29 protein-coding genes and 4 pseudogenes are annotated in these 26,245 nt (G+C 64.7%); 17 read left to right on the top strand and 16 right to left on the bottom strand.

Annotated elements, in window-relative coordinates; genetic code table 11:
* The first annotated feature begins 7 nt into the window (after positions 1-7).
* The gene (locus ABWU19_RS00165) at positions 8-676 is read left to right on the top strand and encodes a cytochrome c biogenesis CcdA family protein (RefSeq protein ID WP_435899778.1); all 669 of its coding nucleotides are present in this window, start codon (positions 8-10) and stop codon (positions 674-676) included.
* A 12-nt stretch (positions 677-688) separates the two neighbouring features.
* A complete protein-coding gene (locus ABWU19_RS00160; protein ID WP_435899777.1) occupies positions 689-985 on the top strand; it encodes a metal-sensitive transcriptional regulator in 297 nt (98 codons plus the stop codon).
* Between the two features lie 164 nt (positions 986-1,149).
* Here the strand turns inward: ABWU19_RS00160 and ABWU19_RS00155 are convergent, their stop codons facing one another.
* The 5 genes from ABWU19_RS00155 to ABWU19_RS00135 all read right to left on the bottom strand — a co-directional run bounded on the left by ABWU19_RS00155 (position 1,150) and on the right by ABWU19_RS00135 (position 4,044).
* On the bottom strand, positions 1,150-1,623 hold the full coding sequence (locus ABWU19_RS00155) for a c-type cytochrome (RefSeq protein WP_435899776.1): 474 nt from the start codon (positions 1,621-1,623) through the stop codon (positions 1,150-1,152).
* 82 nt (positions 1,624-1,705) lie between these two features.
* Positions 1,706-2,185 carry a YqhA family protein gene (locus tag ABWU19_RS00150; protein ID WP_435899775.1) on the bottom strand — a complete coding sequence of 160 codons (480 nt, stop codon included), beginning with the start codon at positions 2,183-2,185 and terminating at the stop codon, positions 1,706-1,708.
* Positions 2,182-3,105: a class II fructose-1,6-bisphosphate aldolase gene (fba, locus tag ABWU19_RS00145; protein ID WP_435899774.1), complete on the bottom strand. Its 924-nt coding sequence runs from the start codon at positions 3,103-3,105 to the stop codon at positions 2,182-2,184. Before fba ends, ABWU19_RS00150 begins: the two co-directional genes overlap by 4 nt.
* Positions 3,086-3,760 carry a ribulose-phosphate 3-epimerase gene (gene rpe, locus ABWU19_RS00140; RefSeq protein WP_435899773.1) on the bottom strand — a complete coding sequence of 225 codons (675 nt, stop codon included), beginning with the start codon at positions 3,758-3,760 and terminating at the stop codon, positions 3,086-3,088. The genes fba and rpe overlap by 20 nt, the downstream gene beginning before the upstream one ends.
* Positions 3,761-3,897: 137 nt before the next feature.
* Entirely contained in the window at positions 3,898-4,044 is a 147-nt protein-coding gene (locus ABWU19_RS00135; RefSeq protein WP_435899772.1) for a hypothetical protein, read from the bottom strand.
* Between the two features lie 126 nt (positions 4,045-4,170).
* Here ABWU19_RS00135 and ABWU19_RS00130 point away from each other — a divergent pair, with 126 nt between their 5' ends.
* On the top strand, positions 4,171-5,064 hold the full coding sequence (locus ABWU19_RS00130) for a LysR family transcriptional regulator (RefSeq protein WP_435899771.1): 894 nt from the start codon (positions 4,171-4,173) through the stop codon (positions 5,062-5,064).
* Positions 5,065-5,198: 134 nt separating this feature from the next.
* Here the strand turns inward: ABWU19_RS00130 and ABWU19_RS00125 are convergent, their stop codons facing one another.
* The 7 genes from ABWU19_RS00125 to trxB all read right to left on the bottom strand — a co-directional run bounded on the left by ABWU19_RS00125 (position 5,199) and on the right by trxB (position 12,644).
* On the bottom strand, positions 5,199-6,260 hold the full coding sequence (locus tag ABWU19_RS00125; RefSeq protein WP_435899770.1) for a hypothetical protein: 1,062 nt from the start codon (positions 6,258-6,260) through the stop codon (positions 5,199-5,201).
* Between the two features lie 9 nt (positions 6,261-6,269).
* The gene (locus tag ABWU19_RS00120) at positions 6,270-7,610 is read right to left on the bottom strand and encodes a DUF3422 family protein (RefSeq protein WP_435899769.1); all 1,341 of its coding nucleotides are present in this window, start codon (positions 7,608-7,610) and stop codon (positions 6,270-6,272) included.
* 269 nt (positions 7,611-7,879) lie between these two features.
* Complete coding sequence (locus ABWU19_RS00115; protein ID WP_435899768.1) at positions 7,880-8,653, bottom strand: heme ABC transporter ATP-binding protein; 774 nt, start codon at positions 8,651-8,653, stop codon at positions 7,880-7,882.
* Positions 8,646-9,641, bottom strand: coding sequence for a FecCD family ABC transporter permease (locus ABWU19_RS00110; RefSeq protein WP_435899767.1), 996 nt, complete (start codon positions 9,639-9,641; stop codon positions 8,646-8,648). The genes ABWU19_RS00115 and ABWU19_RS00110 overlap by 8 nt, the downstream gene beginning before the upstream one ends.
* On the bottom strand, positions 9,641-10,573 hold the full coding sequence (locus ABWU19_RS00105; RefSeq protein WP_435899766.1) for a heme/hemin ABC transporter substrate-binding protein: 933 nt from the start codon (positions 10,571-10,573) through the stop codon (positions 9,641-9,643). The genes ABWU19_RS00110 and ABWU19_RS00105 overlap by 1 nt, the downstream gene beginning before the upstream one ends.
* A 58-nt stretch (positions 10,574-10,631) precedes the next feature.
* The gene (locus ABWU19_RS00100) at positions 10,632-11,696 is read right to left on the bottom strand and encodes a C4-dicarboxylate transporter (protein WP_435899765.1); all 1,065 of its coding nucleotides are present in this window, start codon (positions 11,694-11,696) and stop codon (positions 10,632-10,634) included.
* Positions 11,697-11,705: 9 nt separating this feature from the next.
* Entirely contained in the window at positions 11,706-12,644 is a 939-nt protein-coding gene (gene trxB, locus ABWU19_RS00095) for a thioredoxin-disulfide reductase (protein ID WP_435899764.1), read from the bottom strand.
* A 121-nt stretch (positions 12,645-12,765) separates the two neighbouring features.
* Between trxB and ABWU19_RS00090 the strand changes: the two genes are divergently transcribed.
* From ABWU19_RS00090 to ABWU19_RS00040, 11 genes are all read left to right on the top strand, one after another.
* Entirely contained in the window at positions 12,766-13,146 is a 381-nt protein-coding gene (locus tag ABWU19_RS00090; RefSeq protein ID WP_435899763.1) for a DUF2946 family protein, read from the top strand.
* Positions 13,147-13,245: 99 nt separating this feature from the next.
* The gene (locus ABWU19_RS00085; RefSeq protein ID WP_435899762.1) at positions 13,246-14,442 is read left to right on the top strand and encodes a NosD domain-containing protein; all 1,197 of its coding nucleotides are present in this window, start codon (positions 13,246-13,248) and stop codon (positions 14,440-14,442) included.
* Positions 14,427-15,065: an ATP-binding cassette domain-containing protein gene (locus tag ABWU19_RS00080; protein ID WP_435899761.1), complete on the top strand. Its 639-nt coding sequence runs from the start codon at positions 14,427-14,429 to the stop codon at positions 15,063-15,065. The genes ABWU19_RS00085 and ABWU19_RS00080 overlap by 16 nt, the downstream gene beginning before the upstream one ends.
* On the top strand, positions 15,046-15,699 hold the full coding sequence (locus ABWU19_RS00075) for a nitrous oxide reductase accessory protein NosL (RefSeq protein ID WP_435899760.1): 654 nt from the start codon (positions 15,046-15,048) through the stop codon (positions 15,697-15,699). The genes ABWU19_RS00080 and ABWU19_RS00075 overlap by 20 nt, the downstream gene beginning before the upstream one ends.
* Before the next feature lie 59 nt (positions 15,700-15,758).
* Positions 15,759-16,262 carry a nitrous oxide reductase accessory protein NosL gene (locus tag ABWU19_RS00070; RefSeq protein ID WP_435899759.1) on the top strand — a complete coding sequence of 168 codons (504 nt, stop codon included), beginning with the start codon at positions 15,759-15,761 and terminating at the stop codon, positions 16,260-16,262.
* A 2-nt stretch (positions 16,263-16,264) separates the two neighbouring features.
* Entirely contained in the window at positions 16,265-17,017 is a 753-nt protein-coding gene (locus ABWU19_RS00065) for a hypothetical protein (RefSeq protein ID WP_435899758.1), read from the top strand.
* Between the two features lie 57 nt (positions 17,018-17,074).
* The gene (locus tag ABWU19_RS00060) at positions 17,075-17,515 is read left to right on the top strand and encodes a copper chaperone PCu(A)C (RefSeq protein WP_435899757.1); all 441 of its coding nucleotides are present in this window, start codon (positions 17,075-17,077) and stop codon (positions 17,513-17,515) included.
* 114 nt (positions 17,516-17,629) lie between these two features.
* Positions 17,630-17,764 carry a hypothetical protein gene (locus tag ABWU19_RS00055; protein ID WP_435899756.1) on the top strand — a complete coding sequence of 45 codons (135 nt, stop codon included), beginning with the start codon at positions 17,630-17,632 and terminating at the stop codon, positions 17,762-17,764.
* Entirely contained in the window at positions 17,761-18,573 is an 813-nt protein-coding gene (locus ABWU19_RS00050; RefSeq protein WP_435899755.1) for a redoxin family protein, read from the top strand. The genes ABWU19_RS00055 and ABWU19_RS00050 overlap by 4 nt, the downstream gene beginning before the upstream one ends.
* A gap of 86 nt (positions 18,574-18,659) precedes the next feature.
* On the top strand, positions 18,660-18,935 hold the full coding sequence (locus tag ABWU19_RS00045; RefSeq protein WP_435899754.1) for a metal-sensitive transcriptional regulator: 276 nt from the start codon (positions 18,660-18,662) through the stop codon (positions 18,933-18,935).
* Positions 18,936-19,035: 100 nt separating this feature from the next.
* Positions 19,036-20,103, top strand: a complete 1,068-nt coding sequence (locus tag ABWU19_RS00040) for a VanW family protein (protein ID WP_435899753.1) — start codon at positions 19,036-19,038, stop codon at positions 20,101-20,103.
* Between the two features lie 57 nt (positions 20,104-20,160).
* Here ABWU19_RS00040 and ABWU19_RS00035 read toward each other — a convergent pair whose 3' ends face one another.
* Positions 20,161-21,324, bottom strand: coding sequence for a VLRF1 family aeRF1-type release factor (locus ABWU19_RS00035; RefSeq protein WP_435899752.1), 1,164 nt, complete (start codon positions 21,322-21,324; stop codon positions 20,161-20,163).
* Positions 21,325-21,557: 233 nt separating this feature from the next.
* Between ABWU19_RS00035 and ABWU19_RS00030 the strand changes: the two genes are divergently transcribed.
* A complete protein-coding gene (locus ABWU19_RS00030; RefSeq protein ID WP_435899751.1) occupies positions 21,558-22,649 on the top strand; it encodes a transposase in 1,092 nt (363 codons plus the stop codon).
* Between the two features lie 40 nt (positions 22,650-22,689).
* On the opposite strand, the pseudogene ABWU19_RS00025 reads toward ABWU19_RS00030, so the two are convergent.
* Positions 22,690-23,043: pseudogene (locus ABWU19_RS00025) on the bottom strand (IS256 family transposase); the annotation flags it as partial.
* Positions 23,044-23,060: 17 nt separating this feature from the next.
* On the opposite strand from ABWU19_RS00025, the pseudogene ABWU19_RS00020 reads away from it, so the two are divergent.
* Positions 23,061-24,205, top strand: a pseudogene (locus ABWU19_RS00020) (ISAs1 family transposase).
* Positions 24,206-24,217: 12 nt separating this feature from the next.
* On the opposite strand, the pseudogene ABWU19_RS00015 reads toward ABWU19_RS00020, so the two are convergent.
* Positions 24,218-25,035, bottom strand: a pseudogene (locus ABWU19_RS00015) (IS256 family transposase); the annotation flags it as partial.
* A 109-nt stretch (positions 25,036-25,144) separates the two neighbouring features.
* Here ABWU19_RS00015 and ABWU19_RS00010 point away from each other — a divergent pair.
* Positions 25,145-25,378, top strand: a pseudogene (locus ABWU19_RS00010) (transposase); the annotation flags it as partial.
* Between the two features lie 55 nt (positions 25,379-25,433).
* Here ABWU19_RS00010 and ABWU19_RS00005 read toward each other — a convergent pair.
* Positions 25,434-26,245, bottom strand: an 812-nt coding sequence (locus ABWU19_RS00005) for an ABC transporter ATP-binding protein (protein WP_435899750.1), incomplete at its 5' end; no start/stop codon positions are given.

Here is a 26,245-nt window from a genome sequence, read left to right as displayed (position 1 = left end):
CCAGCCCATGACCCTGAGCCTCCCCATCGCCTTTCTGGCAGGATTCCTCTCTTTCCTGTCGCCCTGTGTGCTCCCTCTGGTGCCCACCTACCTGCTGTATCTGGGGGGCCAGCAGGGCCGCCCCATGCGCAATGCGGTCTTCTTTGTGCTGGGCTTTTCAGCCATCTTCTTGCTGCTGGGCCTGCCCTTCACCCTGCTGGGGGGCTGGCTCTTCGAGTACCGCGACCTGCTGGGGCGCGTGGGGGGTGGGGTGCTCATTTTGCTGGGGCTTTACATGCTGGGCCTCAAGCCCAAATGGGGCGTGAACCTGCGCTACCAGGGCCCCACCGACCGGCCCTGGGGGGCTTTTGTGCTGGGCATCGTGCTGGGGCTGGGCTGGACCCCCTGCATCGGCCCGATTCTGGGGGGCATCCTTACCCTCACTGCCGCCGGCGGGGGGGTGCATCTGCTGGTGGCCTACATCCTGGGCCTGGCCGTGCCTTTCTTGCTGGTGGCCTTCTTTGCCGAGCGGGCCAGGGGCATCCTAAGGCGTGCCGCACGGCTTTCTCATACGGTGGAGATTGTGGCTGGGGTGGTGCTGATTGGGGTGGGCATCCTCTTGCTCACCGGCACCTACACCCAGCTCAACAGCTTCTTCCTCAAAATTACCCCCGAGTGGCTGCAAAAACTGTTGTGAGCGGAGGGGCAGATGAGCACTGGTAAACCCAAGCTAGACGGTACCTTCACTGACCCCGAAACCCTGGAAGGCATCATCCGGCGCTTCAAGCGCATCGAGGGGCAGGTGCGGGGCTTGCAACGCATGGCCGAGGAAGGGCGACCCTTTAGCGAGTTGCTGGATCAGATCAACGCAACCCGCAAAGCCATGGACTCGGTAGCCAGCGTGGTGCTGGAAGAGTACCTGAATGCCTGGGAAGCCCAGGCCGCAGCAGGCGATGCGGAAATTAGCAAGGGTCAGATTGCCACCATTCTGCGCAAAATCATTTGAGCCGGCAGGGTGTGGGCACTTCTTCCATCCATTCTGCAGGCGAGGTTTCCATAAGGCAAAAGAATTTACGATGACCCTGCCGTAGCCACAGCAAGCGACAAGGCTTTGCCGTTGACAAGAAAAGCACCCAGACCCCTAAGGCCTGGGTGCCCCATTTTATCGGCTTACTTAAGGCCCAGCTTGTTGCGGGCTTCAAGCACCTGAGCTGCCGTCATGGTTTTGGCACGCTGGGCCTTGACCTCATCGGCAGTGAAGGCTTTCTGCCCAGCTGGCAGTTTGTTGCCCCACTGGGTGGAAATGTGGTTCAGCAGGGCGGCGATATCTTCGTCCTTGAGTTGGGCGTAGCCAGGCATTACACCCTGATACTTGGCGCCCTTTATGGTGATCTGGCCCTGCAGACCATAGAGCATTACCTGAATCAGATACTCGCGACCACCTTTAACAGCCAGAACTTCGGGTATATGGCCTGCCAGCGGGGGGAAGACCCCGGGAATTCCGGCGCCGGTGGGCTGGTGGCAGCCCTGGCACTGGGCGTAGAGGGGAGTGGTTTGGGCTGCTGCTGTCTGAGAAGCAAACACCCCCAGGCCCAACAGCAGCACAGTCGAGGAAACAAGTAGGGAAATATTACGCTTGATCAAGCTGTATCACCTCCAGCCTATAGTATGAGCCCAAAAAACCGATTTGCAAGCTTCTTTTGGTTATCTGAGGGATAACCAAAGGTTATTTGCTGGATTTCTCGGCCTGCACCAGCCATAAGGCCACCCCCAGCAGCGCCACCGCCCCAGCATAGAAAAGGAAGTCGAGGGCCGCTTTGGGCGAGAAAGCCTGGGCTTTTTCGAAAAATTTTACGATCAGGATCATCAGAATGACCTGACCCAGTTTAGTCTTGAGGTCGTTGAGGCTTTTAACAATCAACACGTTGTTGAGGCCACCCTCGGGCTGCCTGACCTCGGCGATGAAAAGCTCGTACAGCCCCAGGGCAAAGATAATCAGCACCGAGGCCAAGAGGGCCAGGTCTAGCGCGCCCACCATCAGGGGAAGGGCTTTTTCCAGGCTGCCCGAGCCCAGCGCCCGCCAGACCTCGAGCCCCGTCTGCAGCGCAAAGTAGATAGCCCCCGCCAGAAGCCCCACCACCGGCAGGAGCATCACCCAGCGGGCACTCCAGAGCACCGACTGGATTAGCTGTTCCAACCGTTTCAAGCCCGCCCCACCGTGCCCATCAGTTCGAACTTCTCCTTGATGACCTGTTTGAGGTAGTCGCGTCCCGCGCCCAGAATCTTGCGGGGGTCGAACTCCTTGGGGTTGCCCACCACCACCTCGCGGATGCCGGCGGTAAAGGCCAGGCGCAGGTCGGTGTCGATGTTAATTTTAGCAATGCCATTGGGGATGGCTTTCTTTACGTCCTCGTCGTGGATGCCGGTGGGGTCGCCCAGGTCGGCTCCGGTGGCGGCCATTTTGTCCTTGAGCCATTGCGGTACCCCTGAGGAGCCGTGCAGCACCAGGGGGATGCTCACCCTCTGGGCGATCTGCTCGAGGCGGACGTGGTCAATGTAGGGCCGCCCCTTGCCCTTGTAGGCCCCGTGGGAAGTACCAATGGCAATAGCCAGGTAGTCGATCCCGGTGGCCTCGACAAAGCGGGCAGCTTCGTCAGGGTCGGTGAGGAAAGCATCCTTGGCATCCACCACGATGTTGTCCTCGATGCCCTGCAAGCGCCCCAGCTCGGCCTCCACACTGACCCCTACGGCGTGGGCTGCTTCCACACACTTTCTGGTCTCGTGCACGTTTTCCTCGAAGGGGTGGTGCGAGGCGTCAATCATCACGCTGGTGAACCCAGCCCTGAGGGCCTGCAAAACCATCCTGTAATCGGCCCCGTGGTCGAGGTGCAAGACCACCGGGACACTCACCCGGTTGGCCATATCGCGCACCAGGTTAGATAGGTTCTCCAGCCCCGCATACTTGCGGGCCCCATCCGAGACCTGAATGAAGACTGGAGCCTTGAGGGCCTCGGCGGTCTCGAGGATGGCCTGGGTGATCTCGAGGTTGTTGGTGTTGAAGCTGGGTACAGCGTAGCCTTCACGGCGAGCTTTGTCGAGAACATCTTTACCTGGGGCCAGCGGCATATACCTCTCCCATCAGTTTTTCCATATTTTCGGCCACAGGCCGGTCATTAAACAAGGCGCTGCCTGCTACCACCACGTCGGCCCCGGCCCGGAATACCTCGGCCACGTTCTCGGGCTTGATACCCCCATCTACCTCGATCAGGCAGGCCGGGTTTAGCTGCTGGCGCAGGCCACTAAGCCGGCGGATGCGCTCGGTGCTGGCGGGGATGTACTTTTGCCCGCCAAACCCGGGGTTCACGCTCATCAGAAGAGCCAGGTCGAGCTCGGGCAGCAAGGGCAGCAGGGCCTCCAGGGGTGTGCCAGGGTTGATGGCCAGGCCAGCCTTTTTGCCCAGCTCCCTGACCTGCTGCACCGCCCGGTGGACGTGGGGGGTGGCCTCATAGTGCACCGTAATCCAGTCGGCCCCGGCCCGGGCAAAATCGGCCAGGTAGCGCTCCGGCTCCACAATCATCAGGTGCACGTCCAGGGGCAGGGTGGTTATCTTACGGATGGCCTCCACCACCAGCGGGCCAAAGGTCAGGTTGGGTACAAAGCGCCCGTCCATCACGTCCAGGTGAATCCAGTCCACCCCCGCCGCCTCGGCCTCCCGGATCTGCTCGCCCAGGCGGGCAAAGTCGGCGGTAAGGATGGAAGGAGCCACCAGCAGCTTAGGCATAGCTGAGGGCCCCCTTCAGAATAGCAAGCGCGCGCATATGTACCAGATAATACGCGATAACCCGCTGGGTTAGTAAAGATCGCTTCTGGGGCACAGCTTCTCCAGGCAGTAGCCCAGTCTGCCGGTGTGGCCGTGCATCAGCAGACCCAGGCCAGTGGCGTGCTGGTCACGGCAGCGCACACCACGCAAAAAATGCCCGTCGGATGCTGGTTGCAGCGGTGGGTGTCTTTGGCGGGGGTGTAGACCCGCTGGGCACTGTATTCTTGCGCTAAGGATCGCGCCACACCCCCACCCAGGGCCTTTACCGCCTGCACTGCCGTCACCCCTGCAGGTCTGCTCCGGCGGTGGACAGCACCGTCTGGGCATAAACAGTGGAAGCTCATTTTTCAGGCATTTGATAATATCTACTTATGCTTGAGCGTCGCCCCTTTCCCAACCCCCAGTCCCTTCGGGTGTTTTTATGCGTGGTGCAGGAGGGCAGTGTGGGCCGCGCCGCCCTGAGCTTAGGCATGACCCAGCCGGGGGTGAGCCAGCACCTGCGGGCTTTAGAGCAGCAGATTGGCCGTCCGCTTTTTCACCGCCAGGGCCGTCGGCTGGTACTTAGCAAAACCGGGCAGGACCTGCTGCCCGAGGCCCGTCGGGCGGTACAGGCACTGGAAGAGTTTGTGCAGGCGGCCCAGGCCTTAGAGCGCCTCGAGCGCGGACGGGTGGAGATTGGGGCCTCGACCACCATAGCGGTATACGTGCTGCCCCGCTACCTGACCGAGTTCAAGCGGCTGTACCCCGAGATCCGCATCAAGCTGGAGAGCGGCAGCTCCGAGCAGCTCACCCGGCGGCTATTGCAGGGTGAGATCGAGCTGGCGGTGGTGGAGGCGGTGGAGCACTTTCAGGGCTTTCAGCGGCATCTTTTTTACGAGGATGAGCTGGTGGTCATCGTGCCGCCAGAGCACCCCTGGGCCAAAAAAGAAGAGATCGCCCCCGAGCAACTGGCCGAAGTTCCGCTGATTGTGCGGGAGCCAGGGGCCATGACCTTCCGGGTGCTGGGGTCGGCCCTGGAGCAGGCCGGCCTCGAGGTCAACCCGGTCTTCTACACCGACAACCACGAGGTAACCAAACGGCTGGTGCTCGAGGGGGCCGGGGTGGGCATCGTTTCCAGCGTGGTGGTGCGGCCCAACCTAAAGGTGGGCAACCTGCGGGCCTTGCGCATCAAGGGCATGGAGCTGCGGCGGCTTTTCTGGCTGTTTTACCCCAGCGAGACCGGCAACCCTGCTGCCGAGACGCTGCGGAACATGCTGGTCTCCTGATTGCTGGGTGTGCTTAGAGCGCTCTTCACAATTATTGAGCCGCTCAAAAACTTTATTGCGTCGTCCTGCACAGTACAGTTGCCTCCCGGATGGGAGGCAACGTCTGTGAAGAGTGCGATAGCCACACTCCAGCGCTAGCGGTTGTTTTTATCCGGACAGGCCTCGAGCCTGCCCGCAAAAGGCGCTGGCGGCGGCAAAGGCTCCCAGACCAGGCGCACCTCCTCCCTTCGCCAATTGAGCGGCATGGGCCTCAGAACAAGGGGCTCCTTGCGGTACTGTAGCTGCTGGCCCAGTTCACTGCCCCGCGTAATCCAGCCCTGGCCCTCGGGGCTGTAGCCGTAGCTGAAACCCACCGCCCGCGGCCCCTGGGGCTCCAAAAAGCGCAGCGAGCCTAGCCCCGGCCCCAGTGCCACCGCCCGCCCTGACCCTACCCACAAACCTCGCCGCTCGCCTGCCACCTCGGCCTCGCCCACCAGCACCCGACCGGTGGGGTAGTCGCGCCACATGCGAAAATAGTCGAGCCCCGGCCTGCGCCACAGCTCGGCTCGAGCGGTGTCCAGCCAGAGCAATAGCCCCTCCGAGTCGCCCTCTTGTTCGGCCCGCCCCAGCGCCAGGCCGGGCCCCACAAAGCGCAGGTAGTCGTTGCCGGGAAAGTTGCTGCGCCAGGCCGGGCCCGGCCTTCCCTGCCGGTCGAGGCGCATCCAGAAAGCGTCGAACCCCCCCGGCCCCGCCGTCCGCCCCACCACCCAGAGCCCCCTCGAGGTGCCAAAGCCGCTGTAGGCGTAGGCATCCCCCGAGGCCGGGTACACCCAGCTTTTGCGGTCTGCCAGGCGCAGCACCCAGGCGTCCCAGTCGGGTCCGCGCAGCCCCCCCAGGGCATACTCCCCATCGGTAGACCAGAGCAGGCCTTTCCCCACCCGGTGCGCCACCACCGGCTTCCCCCGCCGATCCAGCCGCACCACCAGGCCCCCCTCGCCACTAAAACCCACCGCCACCCAGCCCTCGGGGCGCTGGGCCAGGCCATATAGCCCTTCGTCGGTCTCGGCAAAACCCAGGGTGTGGGCCCCCTGCGGCGTCACCACCAGGGCCTGAAGCCGCCGCCCTTCCACCCAGGCCCGGCCCACCCAGACCCCCTCTGCCCCCGCAAACAACGCGCTGTTGTGCAGGGTCGCCAGCAGCAGACAGGCAGCCAGCATGGCCCGCAGTTACTCCGGACGGTACTCCGACCGTTGGGGCGTGAGTGGTTTGGCTCTGCTTTGGGAGGCCAGCAGGCGGTGGTGGATCTGGCGGGTCAGCCACCAGACCCCGGCCATCACCACCGGGATGGAAAGCCCGGTAAAGAGCTCGGGCTGAACCGGCCAGCCCGCCTCTTTGGCGGCCTTTGCCAGATAGTTCAAAAGGCCCACCACATAGTAGGTGATGGCGGCAATCGAAAGGCCCTCCACCGTGCGCTGGAGCTGAAGTTGCAGTTCCTGGCCTCGGGAGAGCTTGGCCAAAAGCTGTTGGTTTTGCTGCTCTAAGGCGATGTCCACCCGGGTACGCAGCAGCCCCCCGGCCCGCTCGATGCGCTGCGAAAGGGCCGCCAGCCGCTGGGCGGTGGACTCCACCGTGGCCATAGCCGGAGCAAAGCGGCGCTGCAGAAACTCCCCGATGGTCTGGGTTCCGGAGATGGGGCCCTCGCGCAGCTCGGCCAGGCGGGCCTGTACGATGCCCTGGTAGGCGGCGCTGGCCGCAAAGCGATAACCGTGCTGGGCCATGGCGTGCTCGACCTGGGCGGCCAGGGCCTTGAGTTCGTCCAGGAGTTCCTGATCGGAGCGGGCCGAGCTTTGCATCTCGCTGGTGATGCCGGCCAGGTTCCGCTCGGCTTCCTGAAGCATGCTGCGCAGGGAGCGGGCCACCGGCCAGCCCCGCAGGGCCATCATGCGGTAGGCCTCGAGCTCCAGCAGCCGCGCCGCAATCCGACCGGCCCGAACCGGACTGGTGCTGGAAGGAGCCACCACCACCATCCGCTCGAAGCCGTCCGGGCGCAGGCGAAAATCGGTAACCGCACAGCTATGGCCGTTGCGGCCCAGCATCGAAGCCACCACCGTCTGCCCGCCAAACCAGGCCTGGGCCTGCTCCAAGGGCTTGGAGGGAGGTTCCACCTCGCCCACCAGCATCAGCAGCTCGACCGCCGTGATGGTGCGCCCAGGGATGTTTTTGAGCCAGTGGGGGTCCAGAACCAGGCCACCCAGAAGCCCGTTTTCGCTCGGTTCGGTTCGGGGCAGCGGCTGGATCAGGGTGTAGCTGGTGAACTCGGTGTGCCGCTCCCACTTGAGGGTGCCGCCCGCTAGGCGCAGCCGCAAAAAAGTGCCGGCGAGCTGGTCGAGGTGCAGCTCACCCTGGCCGCTGAGCCGGCGCAGGTGCTCGAGCTCCTGCTCACGCGAGACCCCTTCGTTGAGCACCGCTACCTGCACCACCAGCGCTGGCAATTGAATACGCACGGTGGGCCGGGCATGCAATTCGTTGTGCAGCTCCTGTCTCAGGGCGTCGTCGGGCGGCAACATAATACAATACTTTAGCGGCAAACTTTCAGGAATCCAGCAGGCGGGCATGAAGGAGCAGCCTGGTGGCCTGGGCCGCGATTGCGCTCAGGGCGCTCGACATGTGTCTCCTTTCACAAAGTGAATCATGGGGGCCAGTCTAGCTGCAGCAATCCAAAACTATCAAGCTCGGTTTTAGTTCTTTTGATAAATAATGCTTATTGAATAAATGAAATCTCGCTGGATGGTTCCCTTGATGTAGTGAGCCAGAGCGATAGCGGGTGAGATCACCTTCAGCCAGCTTCGAAGCTGGGCAGCACCAGCCGCCGACCGGCGTGAACGAGCACCTCGAAGGGCACCCCGTAGACCTCCTGCAACAAAGCGGGCCGGAGCAGCTTTTCTGGCGTACCAGCGGCAACCAGGCGGCCCTCCTTAAGGAGCAAAAGCTGGTCGGCAAACAAAGCCGCCAGGTTCAGGTCGTGCAGGGCGGCCAGCACCAGACGGCCTTCCCGTGCCAGCCGCTGGGCCAGGGCCAGTACCTCGAGCTGCTGGCGGGGGTCGAGGTGGTTGGTGGGCTCATCCAGCAGCAGGATGGGGGTCTCCTGGGCCAGCACGCGGGCCAGGTCGACCCGTGTGCGCTCGCCCCCCGAGAGTGAGAAATAGGGCCGGTTGGCCCACGGAAGGGCGCCGGTTTGCTCCAGCGCCCAGGCGATGCGCTCCCGGTCGGTGGGGTTTTCGGAGCGGCGCTGCTGGTGGGGCAGGCGGCCCAGGGCCACCACCTCGCGCACCGTATAGGGAAAGGCCAGGCTGCGCTGCTGGGGCAAAAAAGCCCGCTCCAGGGCCAGTTGGGCCGGCGTGTAGCGCTTTAGGGGCACCCCTTTGAGCACTATGCTGCCCTCGCTGGGGGGCCACTCGCCCGAAAGCAGCCGCAACAGGGTGCTCTTGCCTGCCCCATTGGGGCCCAAAATGCCCCAAAAACCCGGCTCCAGGCTGAACGAAGCCCCGCGCAGCAGCCAGCGGCCTGCCCGCTGGAATCCAAGTGCGTGCGCCTCGAGCCAGCTAGCCACGCCAGCCCTCCCGCCCCAACAGCAGCAAGAAGAGCGGCCCGCCTAAAAGCGTGGTGAGCAGCCCCACCGGCAGTTCCGCCGGGGCCAGGGCCGTGCGGGCCACCAGGTCGGCCAGTACGGTCAGGCTGGCCCCCAGAAGCCAGGCCGCCGGCAGCACAAAGCGGTGGTCGGCCCCACCCCAGGCCCGCAGCAGCCAGGGCACCAGCAGGCCCACAAAGGCGATGCTTCCCGCTGCCGCCACGGCTGCCCCCACCCCCAGGGCTACCAGCAGCAAGGCCCACCGCTTCAGGGCCGCCACCCCAATCCCCAGGTGGAAAGCCTCCTCTTCGCCCAGGGTAAGGGCATTGAGGGCCCGGCCCAGCCGCAGGAGGGCCAGGGTGCTCAACAGGGCCAGGGGGGCGGTCAGGGCCAGCAGTTCCCAGCCGGCCCCCCCGAAGCCCCCCAGGGTCCAGAAGGTCAGGCTTCGGCCCTGGGGGTCGCCCACGCGAAACTGCAAAAGCCCCACCAGGGCGTTCAGAATGGTGGTCAAGAGCAGGCCCACCAGCAGCAACCGCACCCCGGTCTGTTCGCCCCCGGCGGGCGCCAGGCGCAGCAGCAGGGCCAGCGTTGCCAGCACCCCCAGAGCCGCCGCCAGGGGAAGGCCCCAGGCGGCCAGGGGAAAAAAAGCCAGCCAGAGCACCGCGCCCAAAGCCGCCCCGGCCCCCAGGCCCAGCAGGCCGGGCTCCACCAGGGGCGTGCGCAAAAGGCCCTGCAGCACCGCCCCACTAAGGGCCAGGGTGCCCCCTACCAGCGCAGCCAGGAGCACCCGCGGAAAGCGGATGTTGAGCAAGACCGAAGCCCCCTCGAGCCCCTCCCGCAACACCCGGGGAATCTCCAGGGGGGGAATGTGGTAGGCCCCGCTGGCCGCCGCTAGCAGCAGGCTGGCGGGCAGCAGCAGGGCCAGGACTACAAACAAGAGCCGCCGACGGCTAAAGGTGCTGGGGGGCATCAGGGGTTGAAGCTGGGGTGGTTAATCCGCACCGGGCCGGTTTTCTCGTAGAGGGCCTGGTGGAGCTCGAGCGCCGCCCGGCCCGCCGTGTAGCCATAGCCCGAGATGTAGGTCACGTCCATGGCCACAATCCGGCGGTTACGGCCGGCAGGGGTCTCGGCCACCCCCGGCAGGCGCAGGATGTTCTCGAAGCTAAAGGGCTGGTCGGGGAAGAAGGGCACCACGATGGCCTCGGGCCGGGCTGCCACCACCGCTTCGGCGGTGATGTTCACGCAGCCCCGCACCGCACCGGCCCCCTGCACAGTCTTGACCGCATTCTGGGCCCCGGCCAGGGTAATCAGCCCTGCGCCGCTGGCTTCTTCGCCGCAAACAAAGGTGTTGCGGGGATCGCGCGGGTAGATGTAGAGCACCCGCAAGGGCTCACCCCGGCGCACCCGGGTTTTGGAGCGCAAGGCCAGAAGGTCGCGCTCGAGGGCCCGTACCAGTTCTTCGGCCCGTGCCGGCTGCCCCACCGCAGCCCCAATGGTGCGGATTTTCTTTTTGACCCCCTCCGGGGTAGGTTCGTCGGGTACCAGCACCACGCTCACGCCGGCCTGGCGCAGCTGGGCCAGCACCGGCGGGGGGCCCGCTTCGGAGACCGCCAGCACCAGGGTGGGCCGCTGGGCCAGCAAGGCTTCGGCGTTCAGGCGGAAAAACAGCCCCACATCGGGCTTCTTCAAGAGAGCCGCCGGAATGTACGAGCCGGTATCGCGCCCCACAATGCGCTCGGTGAGGCCAAACTTGTCCAGAATCTCAGAGATGGAGCCGCCTACGCTCACGATACGCTCGGTGCTTCTGACCTCGACTTCGCGGCCCGTGGCATCGGTTACGCGAAAGGGCTGGGCTAGCGCCAGCCCCAGCAGCAGGGGAAGAGTAAGGAACCAAAGTCTCATACCAAGTGGGGAATATACCAAAATGCGCGGCAAACAATTGTCACAAAAGTGTTACCCACTAGCCTTTGGGTGGGCGCAGGACACCCAGGCCGGCCCAGGCCCGCAGGGAGTAGAGAGTGACCCACAGCCAGAAGGCGCCCAGCAGCAGGAGCAGCACCCAGGCCAGCCCGCCCAGGAAGGCCGAGTCCAAACCCCTAAAGAGGGCCAGGGTGGCCAGGGTGAAAGCCCCCAGGGGGAAGACCAGCCCCCACCAGCCGGGGGCAAAGTGGAACTGCGCCCGGCGGCTCTCTACCAGCAGGGTATCCAGGAGCAAAAGCAGGCTCAAGGCCAGCCACCAAAGCCCCAGGCCCCAGACGGCCAGCCCCACCACCGGCCAGGCTTCAACCCAGCCCGGAGGAACCAGCCCCACCTGCGCCCCGCCCTCGAGCCAGCGCCAGGGCGCCAGCACCAAAAGACCCACCGGGGCCAGCCCGATAAAGACCGAGGGCAGAAAGTGGGGCTCGAGCCGCCCGTACCCATACAGCCGTTGTAAAAAACTCGGTAGCACGAACAAAAACAAAAAAAACCCAATGCCCAGGAAAAGCCCGCTCAGCACCCACAGCTCTTTCTGCCAGACTTGGGGAAAACTGGAAAGCCAGAGCCCCCCGGCCATGGGCACCAAAAGGGCCGAGACTGGCGGGATGAACCAGGCCCCGTTGGCGGCCTCGAGCGGCAGCTTAAGCCGGGTGCTCACGGTATAGACCACCAGCAGGCCCACCGCAAAGATCAAGGGCGTCCCCAGCAGAAAAAGCCCCTGGCCCAAAGGGATCGACCATGGCCCTAGCGGCAGCGCACGGGTCGCCAGGCTCAGCACCAGCAGGGCGATGGGCAGGGTGGGGAGCATCTGGGAGAAAAGGGGGTGCTGTAGGTCAGCCAGGGCCGCCTGGGGAAAACGCAGGAGCTTGGTCAGGTAGAGCGCCAGGAGCGCCGCCATGACCAGGAGGGCCAGCAGGTAGACCGGCAGGGCCAGCCCGACCAGGCCGAACTGGGCCAGGGCCAGGGCCAGCACACCGGTGCCCATCACCGTGGCAAACCAGGCCGGGTTAAAGTAGCGCACGCTGGGCGCTGCTAGAGCTGCTTCCATAAGGGCCTCCTAGTGCACCGCGGCGTGTTCCTGCTCGGCCAGGTAGCGCTCGGCCATCATGGCCGCACGGGTACCGGCCCCCACGCTGGTGGAAAGCTGACGGTAGATGGGGTCGGCCACGTCGCCCGCAGCAAAAAGCCCTGGCACCGAGGTAAAAATTTCGTCCCGCACTGCCACGTAGCGGTCGGGCCTGAGCTCCACCACCCCCTGCAAAAAGCCAGTGTTGGGCTCGTGCCCGATGAAGACGAAGACCCCATCGGTGGGGTAGTCGTAGACCTGGCCGGTCTTGAGGTTCTTGAGACGAACCCCGGTCACGGTCTCGTCGCCCAGCACCTCCTCGACCACGGTGTCCCAGATGAAGTGCATCTTGGGGTGGGCCAGGGCCCGGGCCTGGGCGGTCTTGTTGGCCCGCAGGGTGTCACGGCGGTGTACCAGGGTGACCTTGTTGGCAAACTTGGTGAGGAAAAGGCCCTCTTCCACCGCTGCATCGCCCCCACCTACCACCACCACTTCCTTGCCCCGATAAAAGAAGCCGTCGCAGGTCGCGCAGGTGCTCACACCCCGGCCATAAAACTTCTCCTCGCCCGGCACGCCCAGCTTCTTGGGGTTGGCCCCGGTAGCCAGAATTACACTGCGGGCGCGGTAGTCTTGCTCGTAGCCCCGCACCACAAAGCCCTCTGGGGTTCGCTCTACGCCCTGGGCCTCGTCCATCACAATCTCGGCGCCAAAACGCTTGGCCTGCTGCACCATGCGCTCGGATAGCTCAGGCCCCGTGATGGGCTCGGGGAAGCCGGGGTAGTTTTCTACCTCTTCGGTCTGGGCAATCTGGCCCCCCGGCAGGCCTTTTTCCAGGATGAGGGTCTTCAGGTTGGCCCGTCCGGTATAGATGCCTGCGGTCAGCCCGGCGGGGCCGCCCCCGATAATCACCACGTCGTAGAGTTGGCTCATAGTAAAGTCTCCTTGCGCCAGCATAAGGCTGGCCCTTCATGGGTCAGTATAACATACCCCTGGGGGATATGTACTCCGGGACGTTTGCCCCTACGGGGGGCCTGGCTATACTGGTTTATCTATGTCCGCCGCCCCGGCCCAAGCCCGCCGTGCCCTCTGGGTTTTGTTCCTGGCAGGGCTGGTGCTGCTGGTCTCGAGCCAGTACGCTTTGCGCGACCCGCAGAGCCATGCCTTGCCGGTGCACTTCTTGCCGGGTGTGGATCTCTGCACCTCCCCTGCAGGGTCTTCGCAGGCCCCATCCACCCCCTCCCCCACCCATACCCACCAGCCCCACTGCCCCCTCTGTGTGATGGGGGGCTTCAGCGACGGGGCCCCGCCCTTCGTTGCGCTTCCGCAGCCAGTGCTGCAAATCGGGGAAAGGCTGTGGCCGCTCGAGGCCGCCCAGCCCTCCCTAGAGTCGGTCTTCCCCCGGCTCAACCGGGGGCCGCCCCAGCTTGGCTAAACGCAGCCATACCGTGCGCAGGTGGCCTATAGCCGCTGGCGCTGGTATGTGCAGTAGGTTTTCAGTCGGCCCAAACCCCCGCCGCCGCCTTACCTAGCCATGCTGGTACTGTATCCCCCTGCCCCCCTACCCCCCCTGCCCCCCGGCCAGACCGTGGTGCTCGAGGCGGGCGTTTACCGTGGCCCCTGGGAGATTACAAGCCCTGGGGTGCGCCTGCTGGCCCGTCCGGGTGCGGTGCTGGATGGGGGCGGCCAGGGCAGCGCACTCACCCTCTCTGCGCCCGGCATTGTGGTGGAGGGCCTCGAGGTGCGTAATGTGGGCCCCGGCGACGACTTTTACCAGCCCGATGCCGCCGTGGTTTTATACAGGTGCGAAGACTGCGTGGTGCGGGGCCTGCGGGCCCAGGGCGCTACGGGGGGTATCCGGGTGGAGCAGTCCAGCCGGGCCGTGGTGGAGAGCTGCGCCCTCCTGGGCACCCTGGCTGCCCCCGGCCTCCAGTCCTACCGCAGCGACGGGGTGGTGCTGCGGGGCAACCGCATCGAGGGCTTTCTGGACAATCTCTATGTGGAATACGGCGAGCGGGTGGTGGTGGAGCACAACCAGCTCGAGGGCGCAGCGCGCTACGGCCTGCACCTGATGTTCACCTACCAGGCCCAGGTGCGGGGCAACCACAGCCAGGGCAACCGGGTGGGCTCGGCCATCATGCACGGGGCCGAAAACCGGGTGGAGTCCAACCTGTTTGCCGAAGAGGTGGGCCCCTTGCGCTACGGGCTGTTGTTACAGGAGGAGTGGAAAACCGTGCTGCGGGATAACCATTTTGCGCGTAACACCATTGGGCTATTGTCGCTGGACTCGCGCGACACCCGGCTCGAGGCCAACCGCTTTAGCGGCAACGGCACCGCCCTCTTTTTTGCCCGCGACACCGACCAAAACACCCTCGCCGCTACCGGCAATACCTTCGTGGGCAACCTCCACGACCTCGCCGTGGACGACCCCAGGGCCCGGGTGGTGCTCAAGGGCAACGCCTTCGACCGCGCCGCGCCATTGCCCATTCCCCACCTGCCCAGCAGCAGCTTTGCCCTGCTGAGTGCGCGCCAGCCCGACCTGAGCCTCTTTGCGCTTTCGCCGGGGGTGATGCTCTGGGAGGCCGTCGAGGCCAGGGTGCCGGGTCTGCGCCTACTGGCTCTGGCCGACCTCGAGGCCCGTCCGGCGGCGCCACCCGCCGCTGGGGTAGCGCCCGGCTGGCTGGGGCTGGCTTTTTTGAGTTTGTTGGGGGGTCTATGGTTGAGGTGGTAGGCCTGTACAAAAAGGGGCGTCTGACCGGTATTGACCTGCGCCTGGAGGCGGGCAGCCTGGCCCTTCTGGGCCCCAACGGGGCGGGCAAGAGCACCCTCCTGGGCCTGCTGGCCGGGCGGCTCAGGCCCGATGGTGGCACGGTGCGGCTCTTCGGATACCACCCCCAAAGCCTGGGGGCGGCCAAAGTCCGGGCCTACATCCCCCAGCACCTGACCTTCCCAGCCACCCTGCGGGTGGAAGAGGTGCTAGAAGCCGCCCGGTGGCTCAAAGGAGCCAGCCCAGCCGACAAGGAGGAGGCCCTGGAGCGCATGGGCCTGGCCGGCCACCTGAAGCGCCCGGTGGCCCAGCTCTCGGGGGGGTGGCGGCAGCGGCTGGCCCTGGCCGCGGGACTCATGGGCTACCCGCCCCTGTGGCTGCTGGACGAACCGGCCTCGGCTTTGGATAGCGAGGGCCTGCACCGCTTGCAGGACTGGCTATCGGCGCACCTTACCACAGGCGGACTGGTGATTCTATCGGCCCACCGGCAGGAAGAAATCTCGCGCCTGGCCGAGCAATTTTTGCACCTGGAAAACGGTCAGGTGATCGCAAAAGGGAGTCTGAACTATGCACAAGAACCGTCGTGAAGTGGTGAAGATGCTTACGGCTCTGGGCACTTCAGGCGCGCTTTCCCAGGTGCTGGCCCAGCAGATGCAGCCGGCCCCCATGCCGGCCAGCCTCGAGACCATCGCGGCCAGGGCCATCCCTTGGGAGCAGGGCACCTGCGACTTCTGCGAGATGCCCCTCAAGACCCCGGCCCCTGGGGCCTTTATGGGCCGCACCTTTGCCCCCGGCTTCTTCGAACAGACCTACAGCCAGATTGCCCTCAAAGAAGCGGCCAAAGGCAAGGAGGCCCACCACTTCGAGTCCATTGCCTGTATGGTGAACTACGCCTGGGTCTACGGCCTGCGCGACGGGGTGGGCAGCACCTTCTACGTAACCGACCGGGGGGCCTACGACCCTGCCAAAGGCCCTGCCGCCGTTAAGCTGCTTCCGGCCCGCCAGGCGGTGTACCTGTGGGGAGAAAAGCGCGGCTGGGTGGTAATGGACGCCAAGATTGCCGCCTTCAGGAGCGCCGAAGCCGCCATGACCTTCGCCCGCACCATCCCCGACCTGGGGCGCACCCGCCTGCTGGACTGGCAGACCCTGGTAGACCTGGCCCCTCTGCCGGAGATGAACCTGGTGAACCTTCTGGCCAGGCACGCTGGGCTGCTGAAGTAAGCGTGGACATTTGGGGCTGGGGGGCGAGCTGTCACCCCCAGCCCCCGGAGGAACCCCCAATGAAACGACGTACCCTTATCAAAAGTCTGCTGGCCCTACCCCTGGGGTTTGGGGTGCTGCAACCGGCTCTGGCTGCCCCTAGAGCGCTGCGGGTAGGGCTGGAGGCCTGCCCCTACTGCAACATGACCATCCTGGATGCCCGCTATGCAGCCCAGATGATCACCTCCACCGGCAAGGTTTATGCCTACGACGACGTGGGCTGCCTGCTCGACCACATCCTGGGGTATGGGGGCCCCAAAGCCACCCCAAAAGAACTTTATGTGGCCGACTTTGCCACCTCCGAGCGCAAAGAGGCCCGCTTTATCCCGGTCAATCAGGCCCATTTCCTGTATAGCGAGCGCATCCGTACCCCTATGGGCGTGGGCTTGCTGGCTTTTGGCACTGCCGCGGGCCTGGAAGCCTACCTGAGAGAGCGCCCCCAGCACCAGGGGGAAAAACTGCGCTGGAACGAGCTCCTTACCAGGGGCCGCAAACAGGCCTGGGTGCCAGGCTACGGAAGGTAAGCATGGCCCTCCTGCCCCTCTACGCCAAGGCCCTGCTGCGCAACACCTGGGCCTTTGCCCCGCTGCTGCTGCTGCCCCTGCTGGCCCTGGCCTTCCAGGGCCGGGGGGAGGCGGTGGCGGTGGTCTCGCTTTTTGCTTCTTTGGCGCTGTTGTTGCCCCCGCTGGTGCTGGCCCTGGCGGTGCCCCTCCTCACCGCGCGGGAAGACTGGGCCTTCTGGGCCGGGATGCCCCAGAGCCCGGCCCGGCTCTACCTGAGTGGGGTGCTGGGGGTGGGGCTGGGCCTGAGCCTGCCCATTCTGGGGGGGCTGGCCCTGGCAGCAGGGCTCCTGGGGATGGGGGGCCAGGCGGCGATGCTCCTGCTCTTAAGCGGGCTGGGCCTGCTGTGGTTCTGGGTGGCCCTGGCGGGCTGGGTGGGGGCAGGCCTCGAGCCCGCCCGGGCGCTGGGGGTGGGTCTCTTGGTCTGGGGCCTCCTGGTGCTGGCCTACGACCCCCTGGTGGTGGGGGTGGCGGTGGCGCTCAGAGAGTACCCGCTGGAAGGGTTTTTGCTGGCGGCGGTGCTCCTGAACCCACTGGAGCTTTTTCGGGTGGGGCTTTTGTATGCCCTGGGGGCCCCGGTGCTGGTGGGGCCCACGGGGTATTTGCTCAAGGAGATTTTGGGTTATACCGGCGGCCTGCTCCCGCTTTGGGCAGGCCTGCTGGCGGTTGGGGCCGGGCTCCTGGGCGCGGGCTGGCGCTTTTCAAGACGGGATAGATAGACCTGGCTGTACGGCTTCTTACATATACATAGCGCGTCCACCCGCAAAATAATGCGTATGAAAAGGTTTCTTCTCACTATGCTCCTCGTGCTGGCAGGTCTGGCTCAGGCCCAGCCTACCCTGAAGCTCGAGCAGGGCTGGATCAGGCGGGTACCGGGCAACATCACCGCGGCCTACCTGGTGCTCTACAACCCCACCAATCAACCCATTCGCATTGTGGGGGCCAGCACCCCTGTGGCCACACGGGTGGAGTTTCACCAGACCACCCACGCCGGCCACAACGACCACCAGGATATCTCGGCCATGAAGCGGGTGGAGTTCCTCACCGTGCCCGCCCGGGGTCGGCTGGAAATCCTGCCCGGCAAGTACCACCTGATGCTTTATGGCCTGCGCGAGAAGAACCCCCGCCCCTTGCAGGAAGGGCAAAAGGTGCCCCTGACGCTACGGCTACAAGGTGGGGCCACCCTCACCTTTACCCTCACCGCAGAGATGCGCTAAAAGCTCGAGCGTCTGGCAGGTGCTTTTTTTGGGGCAGCAATGGAAGCCCCTTTTTATTTTCTCCGCCAAATCCGTTTGCGCTTTATATCCCCCAGGGGTATAATGTCCCCGGATATGACGCGATTCGCAAAAGTTGGCATAGAGCGCCTGCGCAGCAGCCTGGCTTGCAGGCTACGGGGGTTTTCGCTGTGCCGGGTGATGCCCTGGGTGGCGCTGCTGGCGTTGGGATGGGTGGTGTATAGCCGATGAAGCTAAGCCCGGACGCCCTTTTGCTGGGCCCTTTGGCCCTGAGCTGGCCCAACCTGGCCCTGTTGATTGGAATTCTGGCCTTTACCTGGTTGGCGGCACGGCAGGGGGTAGAAAGTAAAGCCTGGTGGGTGCTGCTGGCCACGCTGCTGGCAGCCCGGGTGGGCTATACGGTGGCGCACCTCTCCACCTGGCCCAGCCTGGAGGCCGCCCTGCTGGGCACGCTGGACATCCGCAGCGGGGGCTGGAACTGGTGGGTGGGGCTTCCGGTGGGGGCTCTGGCCGCAGCGCTGCTCTTGCGCCAGGAAAGCCCGCGGCTTTTGCTGCCGGGGGGGGCTGCGCTTGCGCTGGCCTTGCTGCCCCTGGGGGTGCAGTTTAGCCTGACCCGGCCCACCCTATCCTCCGCTGCGCCCGAGCACGCCAGCCGCATGGTGCAGTACCTCGAGCCCGCCCAAAGCCGCCCTACCGAGGTGCGCTTTGACCAGCTACCCCGGCCCATGCTGCTCAACTTCTGGGCCACCTGGTGCCCCCCTTGCCGGGCCGAGATGCCGCTTTTGGTGGAGTACCAGCAAAAAGGCTACCCCATCGTGCTGCTCAACGCTGGCGAGGACGTAGGGGCCATCCAGGGCTTTATGGCCCAGACCGGGCTTTCGGCGCGGGTTTTCCTGGACAGTGCGGGCTTGCAGCGGGCCTTCCAGGTGAGCGGGCTGCCCACCACCCTGCTGATTGGCTCCAATGGGCAGGTGCTGGCCCGCCACCTGGGGCCAGTCAACCGGGCCCAGCTCGAGCAGCTTTTGCGGCAGCTTCAGTAGGGCGGTTTGCCTGTAGATGGCAGCCTCCGCTTGCACCCGTTGGAAGAAGCAGGCGCATGGGGTACGATACCCCCTAGGGATACACCATGCGCACTGTTAAGAAAAATGACCTCGAGGCCCGTACCCGCGTGTTGAACCGGCTCAAGCGGCTGGAGGGGCAGGTGCGGGGCCTGCAAAAGATGGTGGAAGAAGACCGCGACTGCCGCGAGATTCTGACCCTGCTCTCAGGAGTCAAAAGCGCCCTGGAAGCCACCGGCGAGCTCATCTTTGAAGCCTACCTGGAGGAGTGCCGGGCCGATCTAGCCAAAGGCCAAGGGGACACCAAAGCCATCGTGGAGGCCGTGCGCCTGCTGCGCGGCTAAAGCCCAGCGTTCAAGCGCCCCCTCCAGACCCTGGCCGGGCCAGGTAATGCTCCAGTAACCCTGGCGGTTTAGCTTGTAGCTACCTTTTAGGAAGGGCCTCATGCGGGGGTTAATTGCCACACTCGGCTTGTTCTCGCTGGCCTTTGCCGGGCCGGATGCCGTTCTGGTGGTGCGGGATCAGGTTTTGGAGCAAGGGCGGGTGGTGGAGTATGTGGGTACCCAGCGCTACCCCGTACAAAACGAGGCCGAACTCGAGCTGCTGGTTGGTCAGCTAAACCGCCCCGCACGACCGGCCCGCTTCGTCTTCGACCCCCATAAGGGCTGGATTGCGGTGCAAAAAACGGGTTATCGCCTGGATTCTAAGGCGGTTCGGCTGGCCTACCGGGCTGCGCTCGAGGTCGGCAGGCGTGAGTTTGTGCTGCCGGTAACCCTGGAGCCGCCCAGACCCAGTGTGCACGACCTGTGGCAGCGTGGCATCCTGGAATTGGTGGGCGAAGGACGCACCGGCTTTGCCGGTTCGCCGCCCAGTCGGATTCACAACATCCGGCTGTCCTCTTCCAAGTTCGATGGGGTGCAAATCCCACCCGGGACAGTCTTTTCGTTCAACCGCACCCTGGGGCCTGTAACCGCGGCGGCTGGCTATCAGAGAGCCTGGGTCATCCGGGGCAACCAGACCGTATGGGATGTGGGGGGTGGGGTCTGCCAGGTCAGCACCACCCTTTTCAGGGCCGCCTATTTCGCTGGCCTGCCCATCGTGGAACGCTACCCCCATAGCTATCAGGTGGGCTACTACAAACCTACCGGCCTGGACGCTACCGTCGCTTTAACCAGGGACTTACGCTTCAGAAACGATACCCCTGGTCATCTGCTCATCCAGACCTCAGTCCAGGGAAACGACCTGATTTTTCGCCTTTTCGGCAGCAAAGACCGCGAGGTAACCTGGCAAGGCCCGGTTGTTCTGTGGCGCACCCCTCCCCTGCCCACCCGCTACATCTACGACGCCACCCTGCCCCTCGGATACCGCCGGCAAATTGACTTTGCCGCGGAGGGTGCCTGGGTGCGGGTTTACCGAACCGTGCGGTTGCAAACTGGGGCAGTTCGGCAGGATGTGCTCGAGAGCCGCTATAAAGCCTGGGGGGCGGTGTATCTGGTAGGCACCCGGCCATAGCCCCCCGATGCTTCCCTGCACAGCAGGTGCTTTCTGAGGCCGGCCACAGCCAGCCAACTACCAGCGGGGCATACCGGCCAGACCACCCAGCTCGCTAAACAAGCGCTGCTCGGTTTCGGCCCGAACGAACTCGAGCCGGGAACCAAACTGCGCTGCCAGCTCGGGCAACACCCGCTTGAGTTCCACCTCTTCTACTGGCTGACCGGGGCAGTGGATTTGGGCGGCCTGGGGGCTGGTGCCTAGCCAGCCATCGGGACAGCGCCAGGCTTTTTCCTGAAGGTGCCAGGGCACCAGCACATACTGCAAGCGCCCCTCCTGTAACAGGTTCAGCACATGATCGAGGCCCCCCACCCCCTTCTCGCGCACTTCCAGCAGCAAGGCCTCCTCCCCCCGCCGCTCCACCTGTTCGATGGTAGCGGCCACAGCCTTGAGAATCTCAGCCGGGCTGGGGTTAGAGGCGTGCAAAGGGGGCAGCACCGCCACCACTTTTTCGGCCACCGGCTGCGGCAGGGCTAGCTGGGCTTCCTCGGGCACTCCCAGCAAAATCAACCGCTGCAAGCCCCGCTGGTCCACCTGCTGTTGCAAAAGGATCCCAGCCTCACGGTAGAAGCGCAGGCTCCACTCATCTACCCGCCGACGGAAATGGTCCTTGCCCGAACCTCCGCGCGCCGGCACCCCCGCATCGCTGGCAGTTGGCGAGGCGCTGCGCCCAGGCGTGCCGGTGCGGTCTTCGCCCAGGTGGCGCCAGTTGTGGGTGTCGAGCAATCTGAAGGCATCGGCCACTTCTTCAATCCCGCCCAGAAAAACCTCAAACAAGCGCAGGTGCTCCTGATCCATATGCACCACACCGTAGCGCTCATATTCGTCCAGGGCTAGCAGCAGCGGGGCCAGGTAGGGCGCGCCCCAGTGCGCTTCCACCCCCGCACGGGGCTCGAGCAAAGGCAGCTCGACCTGCAGGTGGAAGTCTTCAAACAGGTCTTCTGCGACAAAAAGAACACGGGTACGGCCCTGGGGAATGTAGTGCTGGAGGCGCTCGAGCACCTTCCTGGCAAGGGCCTGCGGAACCCCTGAGCGTTCCATGGCTTCCTTGGCCCGCAGCACGTAGGCCTTGCCACTGTTGTCGGGGTTGGCAAGGTTTACATCCAGATACAAGGAGAGCAGCGGTGCGGCGTGTGGCGCTATAACCTCGTGGAGGTAGGCGATTTGCGCTTTGCTGAGCATATATCTCCTTTCTAAAGAAATACTATCGCGGCCTTTGCCTTTTTGTCGCTGCAGGAAAACGAGAAGTGAACGATCCCCTTCGGTCGGGGCGAACAATCACCTGAATGGTGGCTGTTCGCCCCGACTCCGGATCATAGGTTAACTCAAAACTTGCACCTATGCTCCCGGCCTCAGATTTATGCGGGGGGACCAGTTGAAAGGGGCTGCCGGTTTCCCGTCAGATGACGGGTGCCATGCAAAGGGCAGCCCAAGTGTTACTCTCCCGCATCCTGGCCCTTCTGCCAAGCCCCTACCTCCGGGATTCCCTCAAGGCTCTGCTTCTCCTCCTCCTCCAAGGCCACGGCAAGGCTAGACCCCAGCACAGCCAGACCAAGTCCCCCTCCGCCCTCTCCCGTTTTCTGAACCTCTACCCCTGGCCCACCCGCGCCCTCATCCGCCTTACCAGAAGGGAGGCCGAGAAAGCTCTGGAGGGGGCCAGAAGACGAGGGGGACCCAAGCCCAGGCTTCTGGTAGTCCTGGACCTGGTCACCCTAGAGAAACGCGGACGCTTCCCCCATCTCCCCCTCTCCTTCTTCCACGGCCAGTGGGGCCTCCACCTGGTGGTCCTCTACCTCGTCTATGGAGACCTTCGCATCCCCTGGGCCTACCGCCTGTGGCGGGGGAAGGGAGAGAAAAGTCTTTCGCTCCTGGCGCTTCGTCTGCTCTCCTCCCTACCCCCTTGGCTGAAGGGAGCCTTCCGCCTTCGGGTGGTGGCCGACACCGCCTTTGGCACCTCCCGATTCCTTTTGGGGGTGAGGAGGATGGGTCTGGAGGCTATCGTGGGGGTACGCCGGGACCGGCATCTCCGGGGAGGGGGTCATCTGGCCCAGCTCAGGCGCCAGGGGGGCCGGGTCTACCTGAGGGGGCTCTCTTTCCCCGTGTGGGCCTTCCGCTACCGCTACCCTCTGCCCGGGGGCGGGTGGGAATGGCGGTATGGGGTGGCCACGGCCCGGACGATGCTGGTTTGGGGGAGAAAGCGGTTCGCCATTGAGCACTTTTTCCGGGCGATGAAGAGCGAGTTTTCCCTGGGGCAGTTTGGGCAGCGGAGTGCGGTAGGGGTCCACCGGTTTCTGGTGCTTTCCCTTTTGGCCTACCTGTTGGCCCACTGGGTGCGGGTGGAGGGGGAGGGGGGCCTCACCTGGCGGGAGGCGGGGGTGCTGGCCGCGCGGGTTTTGTTGCCGGACCTGTTGGTCCGGGTTGTCCTGCTGGAACTCCATACCCTGGGCCTGTGGCCGCCGGGGGGAGGTGGGGGGTTATGCAGCGTATGCGGGAGGTGCAAGTTTTGAGTTGAGCAAGCTTGTCTCAAGTACGCGAATAGGGGTCGTGTCAAGATCTATGTGTAAGCGTCTGTGTACGAGAGGCATACCTTTCCCGAAGCATCCCTTCCAGCACCTCCTGCACCTCCGCAAAACCCTTGAGCCTCCGCTCCGCCCACCTCCCCTCCTGCCTCTCGGACTCCAGGTAAAGCAGCTTGTACACCGCCTCCTCCTTGGGAAACCTGTGGTCCCGCACCTTGGTCCCCCGGATAAACCGCTCCATCAGGTTGGTGCTCCGCAAATAAGGCCAGAGCACCTCAGGGCGCAAAAGAGCCCCCGAGTTCTCCCACCAGGGAAGGGTACCTGGCCCCCCAGACCTCAAAGCCCCAAGGGCTTCCACCAGACTTGACCGATATACAGCCCTTGGGGTAGAGAAAGATCATGACTCTGCGCCAGGCGCTATCCCAGGTCCCGGACCCTCGGGCCCACAACCGGCAGTACCCCCTTTGGGGCCTTCTGGCCCTCATCCTGGTGGCCTTCCTGAGCCGCGTGGACTCCCTGCGCGGCGTGGAACGCTTTGCCCGCGCCAACCCCCACCTCTTGCCCCACCTGGGCCTGCGCAAGGCCCCAGGCCACACCGCCATCACCCTTCTCCTCAAGGTGTTCTCCTGACGGAGAAGCAGTCACCGCCTGGATCCTGAGAAGCTCCAGGCGGCCCTTGGCCAGGTCTTCCCCGAAGCCGACCTTGGGGAGGTCCTGGTGGTGGACGGGAAGCACCTGCGGGGAAGCGGCAAGGGGAAAAGCCCCCAGGTCAAGCTGGTGGAGGTCCTGGCCCTGCACCTCCATACCACCCTGGCCCAGGCCCGGGCGGAAGGGAGGGAGGAGAAGGCCTTCCTGGAGCTTCTGGACCGTTTGGAGGCGAGGGAGCTGGAGGGCAAGGTGGTGGTGGGGGACGCGGGGTACCTGTACCCTGAGGTGGCGGCCCGGGTGCGGAAAAAAGGGGGGACTATCTCTTGGTCCTGAAGGGGAACCAGGGGGAACTTTTGGAGTGGGCCCTGGAGGTGTTCAAGGGGATGGCGGGGAGGCGTCTTCCCGGGGAGACGGAGGCGACCTGGAGTGGGGTGCGGGACGGGGAGGTGTGGACCTACCGGGTTTGGGCTTCCCCCTACCTGCCGGAAGAGGTGCGGGCCTTCCCTGGGGCCAGGCAGGTGGTGCGGCTTTGGCGGGAGGTGAGGCACAAGGGGACGGGGGAGGTGCGGCGGACGGTGAGCTACGCCCTCACCAGCCTGGGGCCGGAGGTAGCGGACGCAAAGCGGCTGGGGAGCCTGTTGCTTTCCCGCTGGGAGGTGGAGAACCGGTCTTTCTGGGTGCGGGACGTGTGCTTTGGGGAGGCGTGGTTTCGCGGCGACAGCCGGGAGGATGCCTGTCAGGTGCGGGGGGTGGGGGCGTGGGTGCTAGCGGTGCTGCGGGCCTTCCTGGTCTCCATGCTTCACCGAGAGGGGGTGAGGGAGAAGAAGGCAGCCCTAGAAATCTTCTCCTTCAACCCCCTCTCCGCCCTGCGCTTCCTGGGGCTCTATGCGGCATAGCGGTCAAGTCTGGGCTTCCACCCGGCTCCTTGCCCTACAGATCCCCCTCAGGTCCTGGGCCAGCCAGGCCCGGTCCCGAAGACGCCCCTGGGCTAGGCTGGAGCGCACCCTATGCGCCACGCACCGCTGCCACTGGGCCAGCGGATCGCCTCTTCCATCCCGGACAGGCCATCCAAGACCCGCCGCAGGCCCCTCTCCCATAGCTCCCTCAAAACCGCTTCCCAAGCGGTGGCGCTCTCTGTGGGCAGGAGCCAGAATCCCAAAACTCGCCTTTCCCCGCTCGGGGTGATCCCCAGGGCCACGTACACGGTTTCCCGTACCACCCCCTCCCCTTCCCTCAAGACCTTGATGGCAAGCCCATCCAGGTAGACCAAGGCCATCTCCTCGGGCAAAGGCCGTCTGCGGAAGGCTGCCGCTGCCTCCAAGACCTCGTCCGTCAGAGCGCTCAAGGTCTCGTGGGAGTACCGGTGGCCCAAGAGCAGGCTCATCACTTCTGCCGCCTTGCGCTGGCTGAGCCCGGCGGCGTAAAGGGCCACGGCCACCTCCCCCAGGTCCACCATGCGGCGGGCGTAGGGTTTTAGGAGGGCAGGGTAGTACCGGCCCTCCCGGTCCCGGGGGATGGCTAGCTCCACCTGCCCAAAGGTAGTTTCCAGCCTCCTGGGGTAGTAGCCGTTTTTGCGCCCGCCGTGCTCCCGCAGGAAGGCTGTACGGTCTAGCTCCATGAGCATCTGCAGGATCTCGCCCACCGTTTCCTGCACCGCTTCCCTCAGCAAGCTCCGCAGGGTATCCTGGTCCACGGGGTACCTCCTTTCCAGCTTTGGTACCCCCATTCATACACAGACCCCTACACAAAATTCCTTACACGACCCCACGGGGTACCTCCCTTCTCACCTGGTACCCCCATTCATACACAAACCCTTACACAAAGTTCCTTACACGACCCCGCCCTGCCGGCTCAGGGGAGGGAAGGTGGTGGAGGCGGGGTGGAAAGGGTGGATGGGAAGGGTATGCAACTGGATCGAGACCCGGTTCAGCGTGATGGTGCGGTCTTTGGGGCTTCACCGGGTAGAAGCCCGCTTCTACTGGGGCCTGGTGGCCCGGGTCAATCTCATCCTTCCGGTACACAACCTGATTCGCAGCCGGGTGCTCCTGAAGATGGCCGGGGTGGAGTGATGAGGTAGCACACGGAGGCATATGTGGGCGCCTAGCAGCAGGATCACGGACAGAGTTAAACTTGCTCCCGGATCAGCTCGTGAAACACCTCCTCGAGCGCCGCTTCGCGCACCTCCAAGTCGCACAGGCTGGGATCGACGGCTAGGATCTGGGGAATGACCGACTCAGGCCGCTCGGTAGCCAGTTCGATATAATCCCCCACCACAGAAGCCTGGAGTATGCCGGGCAGACCTTCGAAGCTTGTAGAGCCGACGTGGCTGCGGAAGCGGATGACCTTGGCCGCCACCTGCGATTTCACCCGCTGCACGGGCCCATCAGCCCGCACCCGTCCTTTGTGAAGTACGATGACCCGCTCAGCCCAGCGGTCGGCCTCGTCAAGGTAGTGGGTGGTGAAGAGCAGGGTCTTCCCTCGCATCCAGACGTGTAGGGACTCCCAGAAAGCCCGTCGGTAATCCGGGTCCAAGCCCGCGGTGGGCTCGTCAAGCACGAGAAACTCTGGATTGCCGCAGATGGCTAGGGCAAACTGTACCCGCCGCTGTTGCCCTCCGGAGAGACGACCATACCAGCGCTCCTCGAGGCCCTCCAGCCCCGCCAGATGGAGCGTGTCGGCCAAAGAGAGTGGGTCGCGGTAGTAGCTGCGGAAGAGCTCCACCGCCTCGCGCACCCCCAGGGTCGGGGGGATGGCGGCTGATTGCAACATGACCCCCAACCGACTGCGGGCGCTGAGCGATTTAGGGCTCTCGCCAAACAGCTGCACCTGGCCCGCATGGGGGCGTAACAATCCCAGGGCTAAGCTCACCAGGGTGGTCTTTCCAGATCCGTTAGGCCCCAACAGGGCCACCTTTTCTCCTGGCACGAGCGTCAAGC

Origin of the sequence: Meiothermus cerbereus, from assembly GCF_051297115.1 — a bacterium.
Classification (GTDB): domain Bacteria; phylum Deinococcota; class Deinococci; order Deinococcales; family Thermaceae; genus Meiothermus; species Meiothermus cerbereus_A.
This window is presented reverse-complemented; position numbering and strand designations above follow the sequence as displayed.

Coding starts and splice junctions, on each gene's coding strand:
- fba (WP_435899774.1), bottom strand. CDS start 3,105: ATGCCGCTGGCCCCAGGTAAAGATGTTCTCGACAAAGCTCGCCGTGAA.
- ABWU19_RS00040 (WP_435899753.1), top strand. CDS start 19,036: ATGCGGGGGTTAATTGCCACACTCGGCTTGTTCTCGCTGGCCTTTGCC.
- ABWU19_RS00110 (WP_435899767.1), bottom strand. CDS start 9,641: ATGCCCCCCAGCACCTTTAGCCGTCGGCGGCTCTTGTTTGTAGTCCTG.
- ABWU19_RS00060 (WP_435899757.1), top strand. CDS start 17,075: ATGAAAAGGTTTCTTCTCACTATGCTCCTCGTGCTGGCAGGTCTGGCT.
- ABWU19_RS00055 (WP_435899756.1), top strand. CDS start 17,630: ATGACGCGATTCGCAAAAGTTGGCATAGAGCGCCTGCGCAGCAGCCTG.
- ABWU19_RS00075 (WP_435899760.1), top strand. CDS start 15,046: ATGCACAAGAACCGTCGTGAAGTGGTGAAGATGCTTACGGCTCTGGGC.
- ABWU19_RS00165 (WP_435899778.1), top strand. CDS start 8: ATGACCCTGAGCCTCCCCATCGCCTTTCTGGCAGGATTCCTCTCTTTC.
- ABWU19_RS00090 (WP_435899763.1), top strand. CDS start 12,766: ATGTCCGCCGCCCCGGCCCAAGCCCGCCGTGCCCTCTGGGTTTTGTTC.
- ABWU19_RS00045 (WP_435899754.1), top strand. CDS start 18,660: ATGCGCACTGTTAAGAAAAATGACCTCGAGGCCCGTACCCGCGTGTTG.
- ABWU19_RS00065 (WP_435899758.1), top strand. CDS start 16,265: ATGGCCCTCCTGCCCCTCTACGCCAAGGCCCTGCTGCGCAACACCTGG.
- ABWU19_RS00030 (WP_435899751.1), top strand. CDS start 21,558: ATGCAAAGGGCAGCCCAAGTGTTACTCTCCCGCATCCTGGCCCTTCTG.
- ABWU19_RS00070 (WP_435899759.1), top strand. CDS start 15,759: ATGAAACGACGTACCCTTATCAAAAGTCTGCTGGCCCTACCCCTGGGG.
- ABWU19_RS00105 (WP_435899766.1), bottom strand. CDS start 10,573: ATGAGACTTTGGTTCCTTACTCTTCCCCTGCTGCTGGGGCTGGCGCTA.
- trxB (WP_435899764.1), bottom strand. CDS start 12,644: ATGAGCCAACTCTACGACGTGGTGATTATCGGGGGCGGCCCCGCCGGG.
- ABWU19_RS00125 (WP_435899770.1), bottom strand. CDS start 6,260: ATGCTGGCTGCCTGTCTGCTGCTGGCGACCCTGCACAACAGCGCGTTG.
- ABWU19_RS00035 (WP_435899752.1), bottom strand. CDS start 21,324: ATGCTCAGCAAAGCGCAAATCGCCTACCTCCACGAGGTTATAGCGCCA.
- ABWU19_RS00160 (WP_435899777.1), top strand. CDS start 689: ATGAGCACTGGTAAACCCAAGCTAGACGGTACCTTCACTGACCCCGAA.
- ABWU19_RS00130 (WP_435899771.1), top strand. CDS start 4,171: ATGCTTGAGCGTCGCCCCTTTCCCAACCCCCAGTCCCTTCGGGTGTTT.
- ABWU19_RS00085 (WP_435899762.1), top strand. CDS start 13,246: ATGCTGGTACTGTATCCCCCTGCCCCCCTACCCCCCCTGCCCCCCGGC.
- ABWU19_RS00080 (WP_435899761.1), top strand. CDS start 14,427: ATGGTTGAGGTGGTAGGCCTGTACAAAAAGGGGCGTCTGACCGGTATT.
- ABWU19_RS00120 (WP_435899769.1), bottom strand. CDS start 7,610: ATGTTGCCGCCCGACGACGCCCTGAGACAGGAGCTGCACAACGAATTG.
- ABWU19_RS00050 (WP_435899755.1), top strand. CDS start 17,761: ATGAAGCTAAGCCCGGACGCCCTTTTGCTGGGCCCTTTGGCCCTGAGC.
- ABWU19_RS00100 (WP_435899765.1), bottom strand. CDS start 11,696: ATGGAAGCAGCTCTAGCAGCGCCCAGCGTGCGCTACTTTAACCCGGCC.
- rpe (WP_435899773.1), bottom strand. CDS start 3,760: ATGCCTAAGCTGCTGGTGGCTCCTTCCATCCTTACCGCCGACTTTGCC.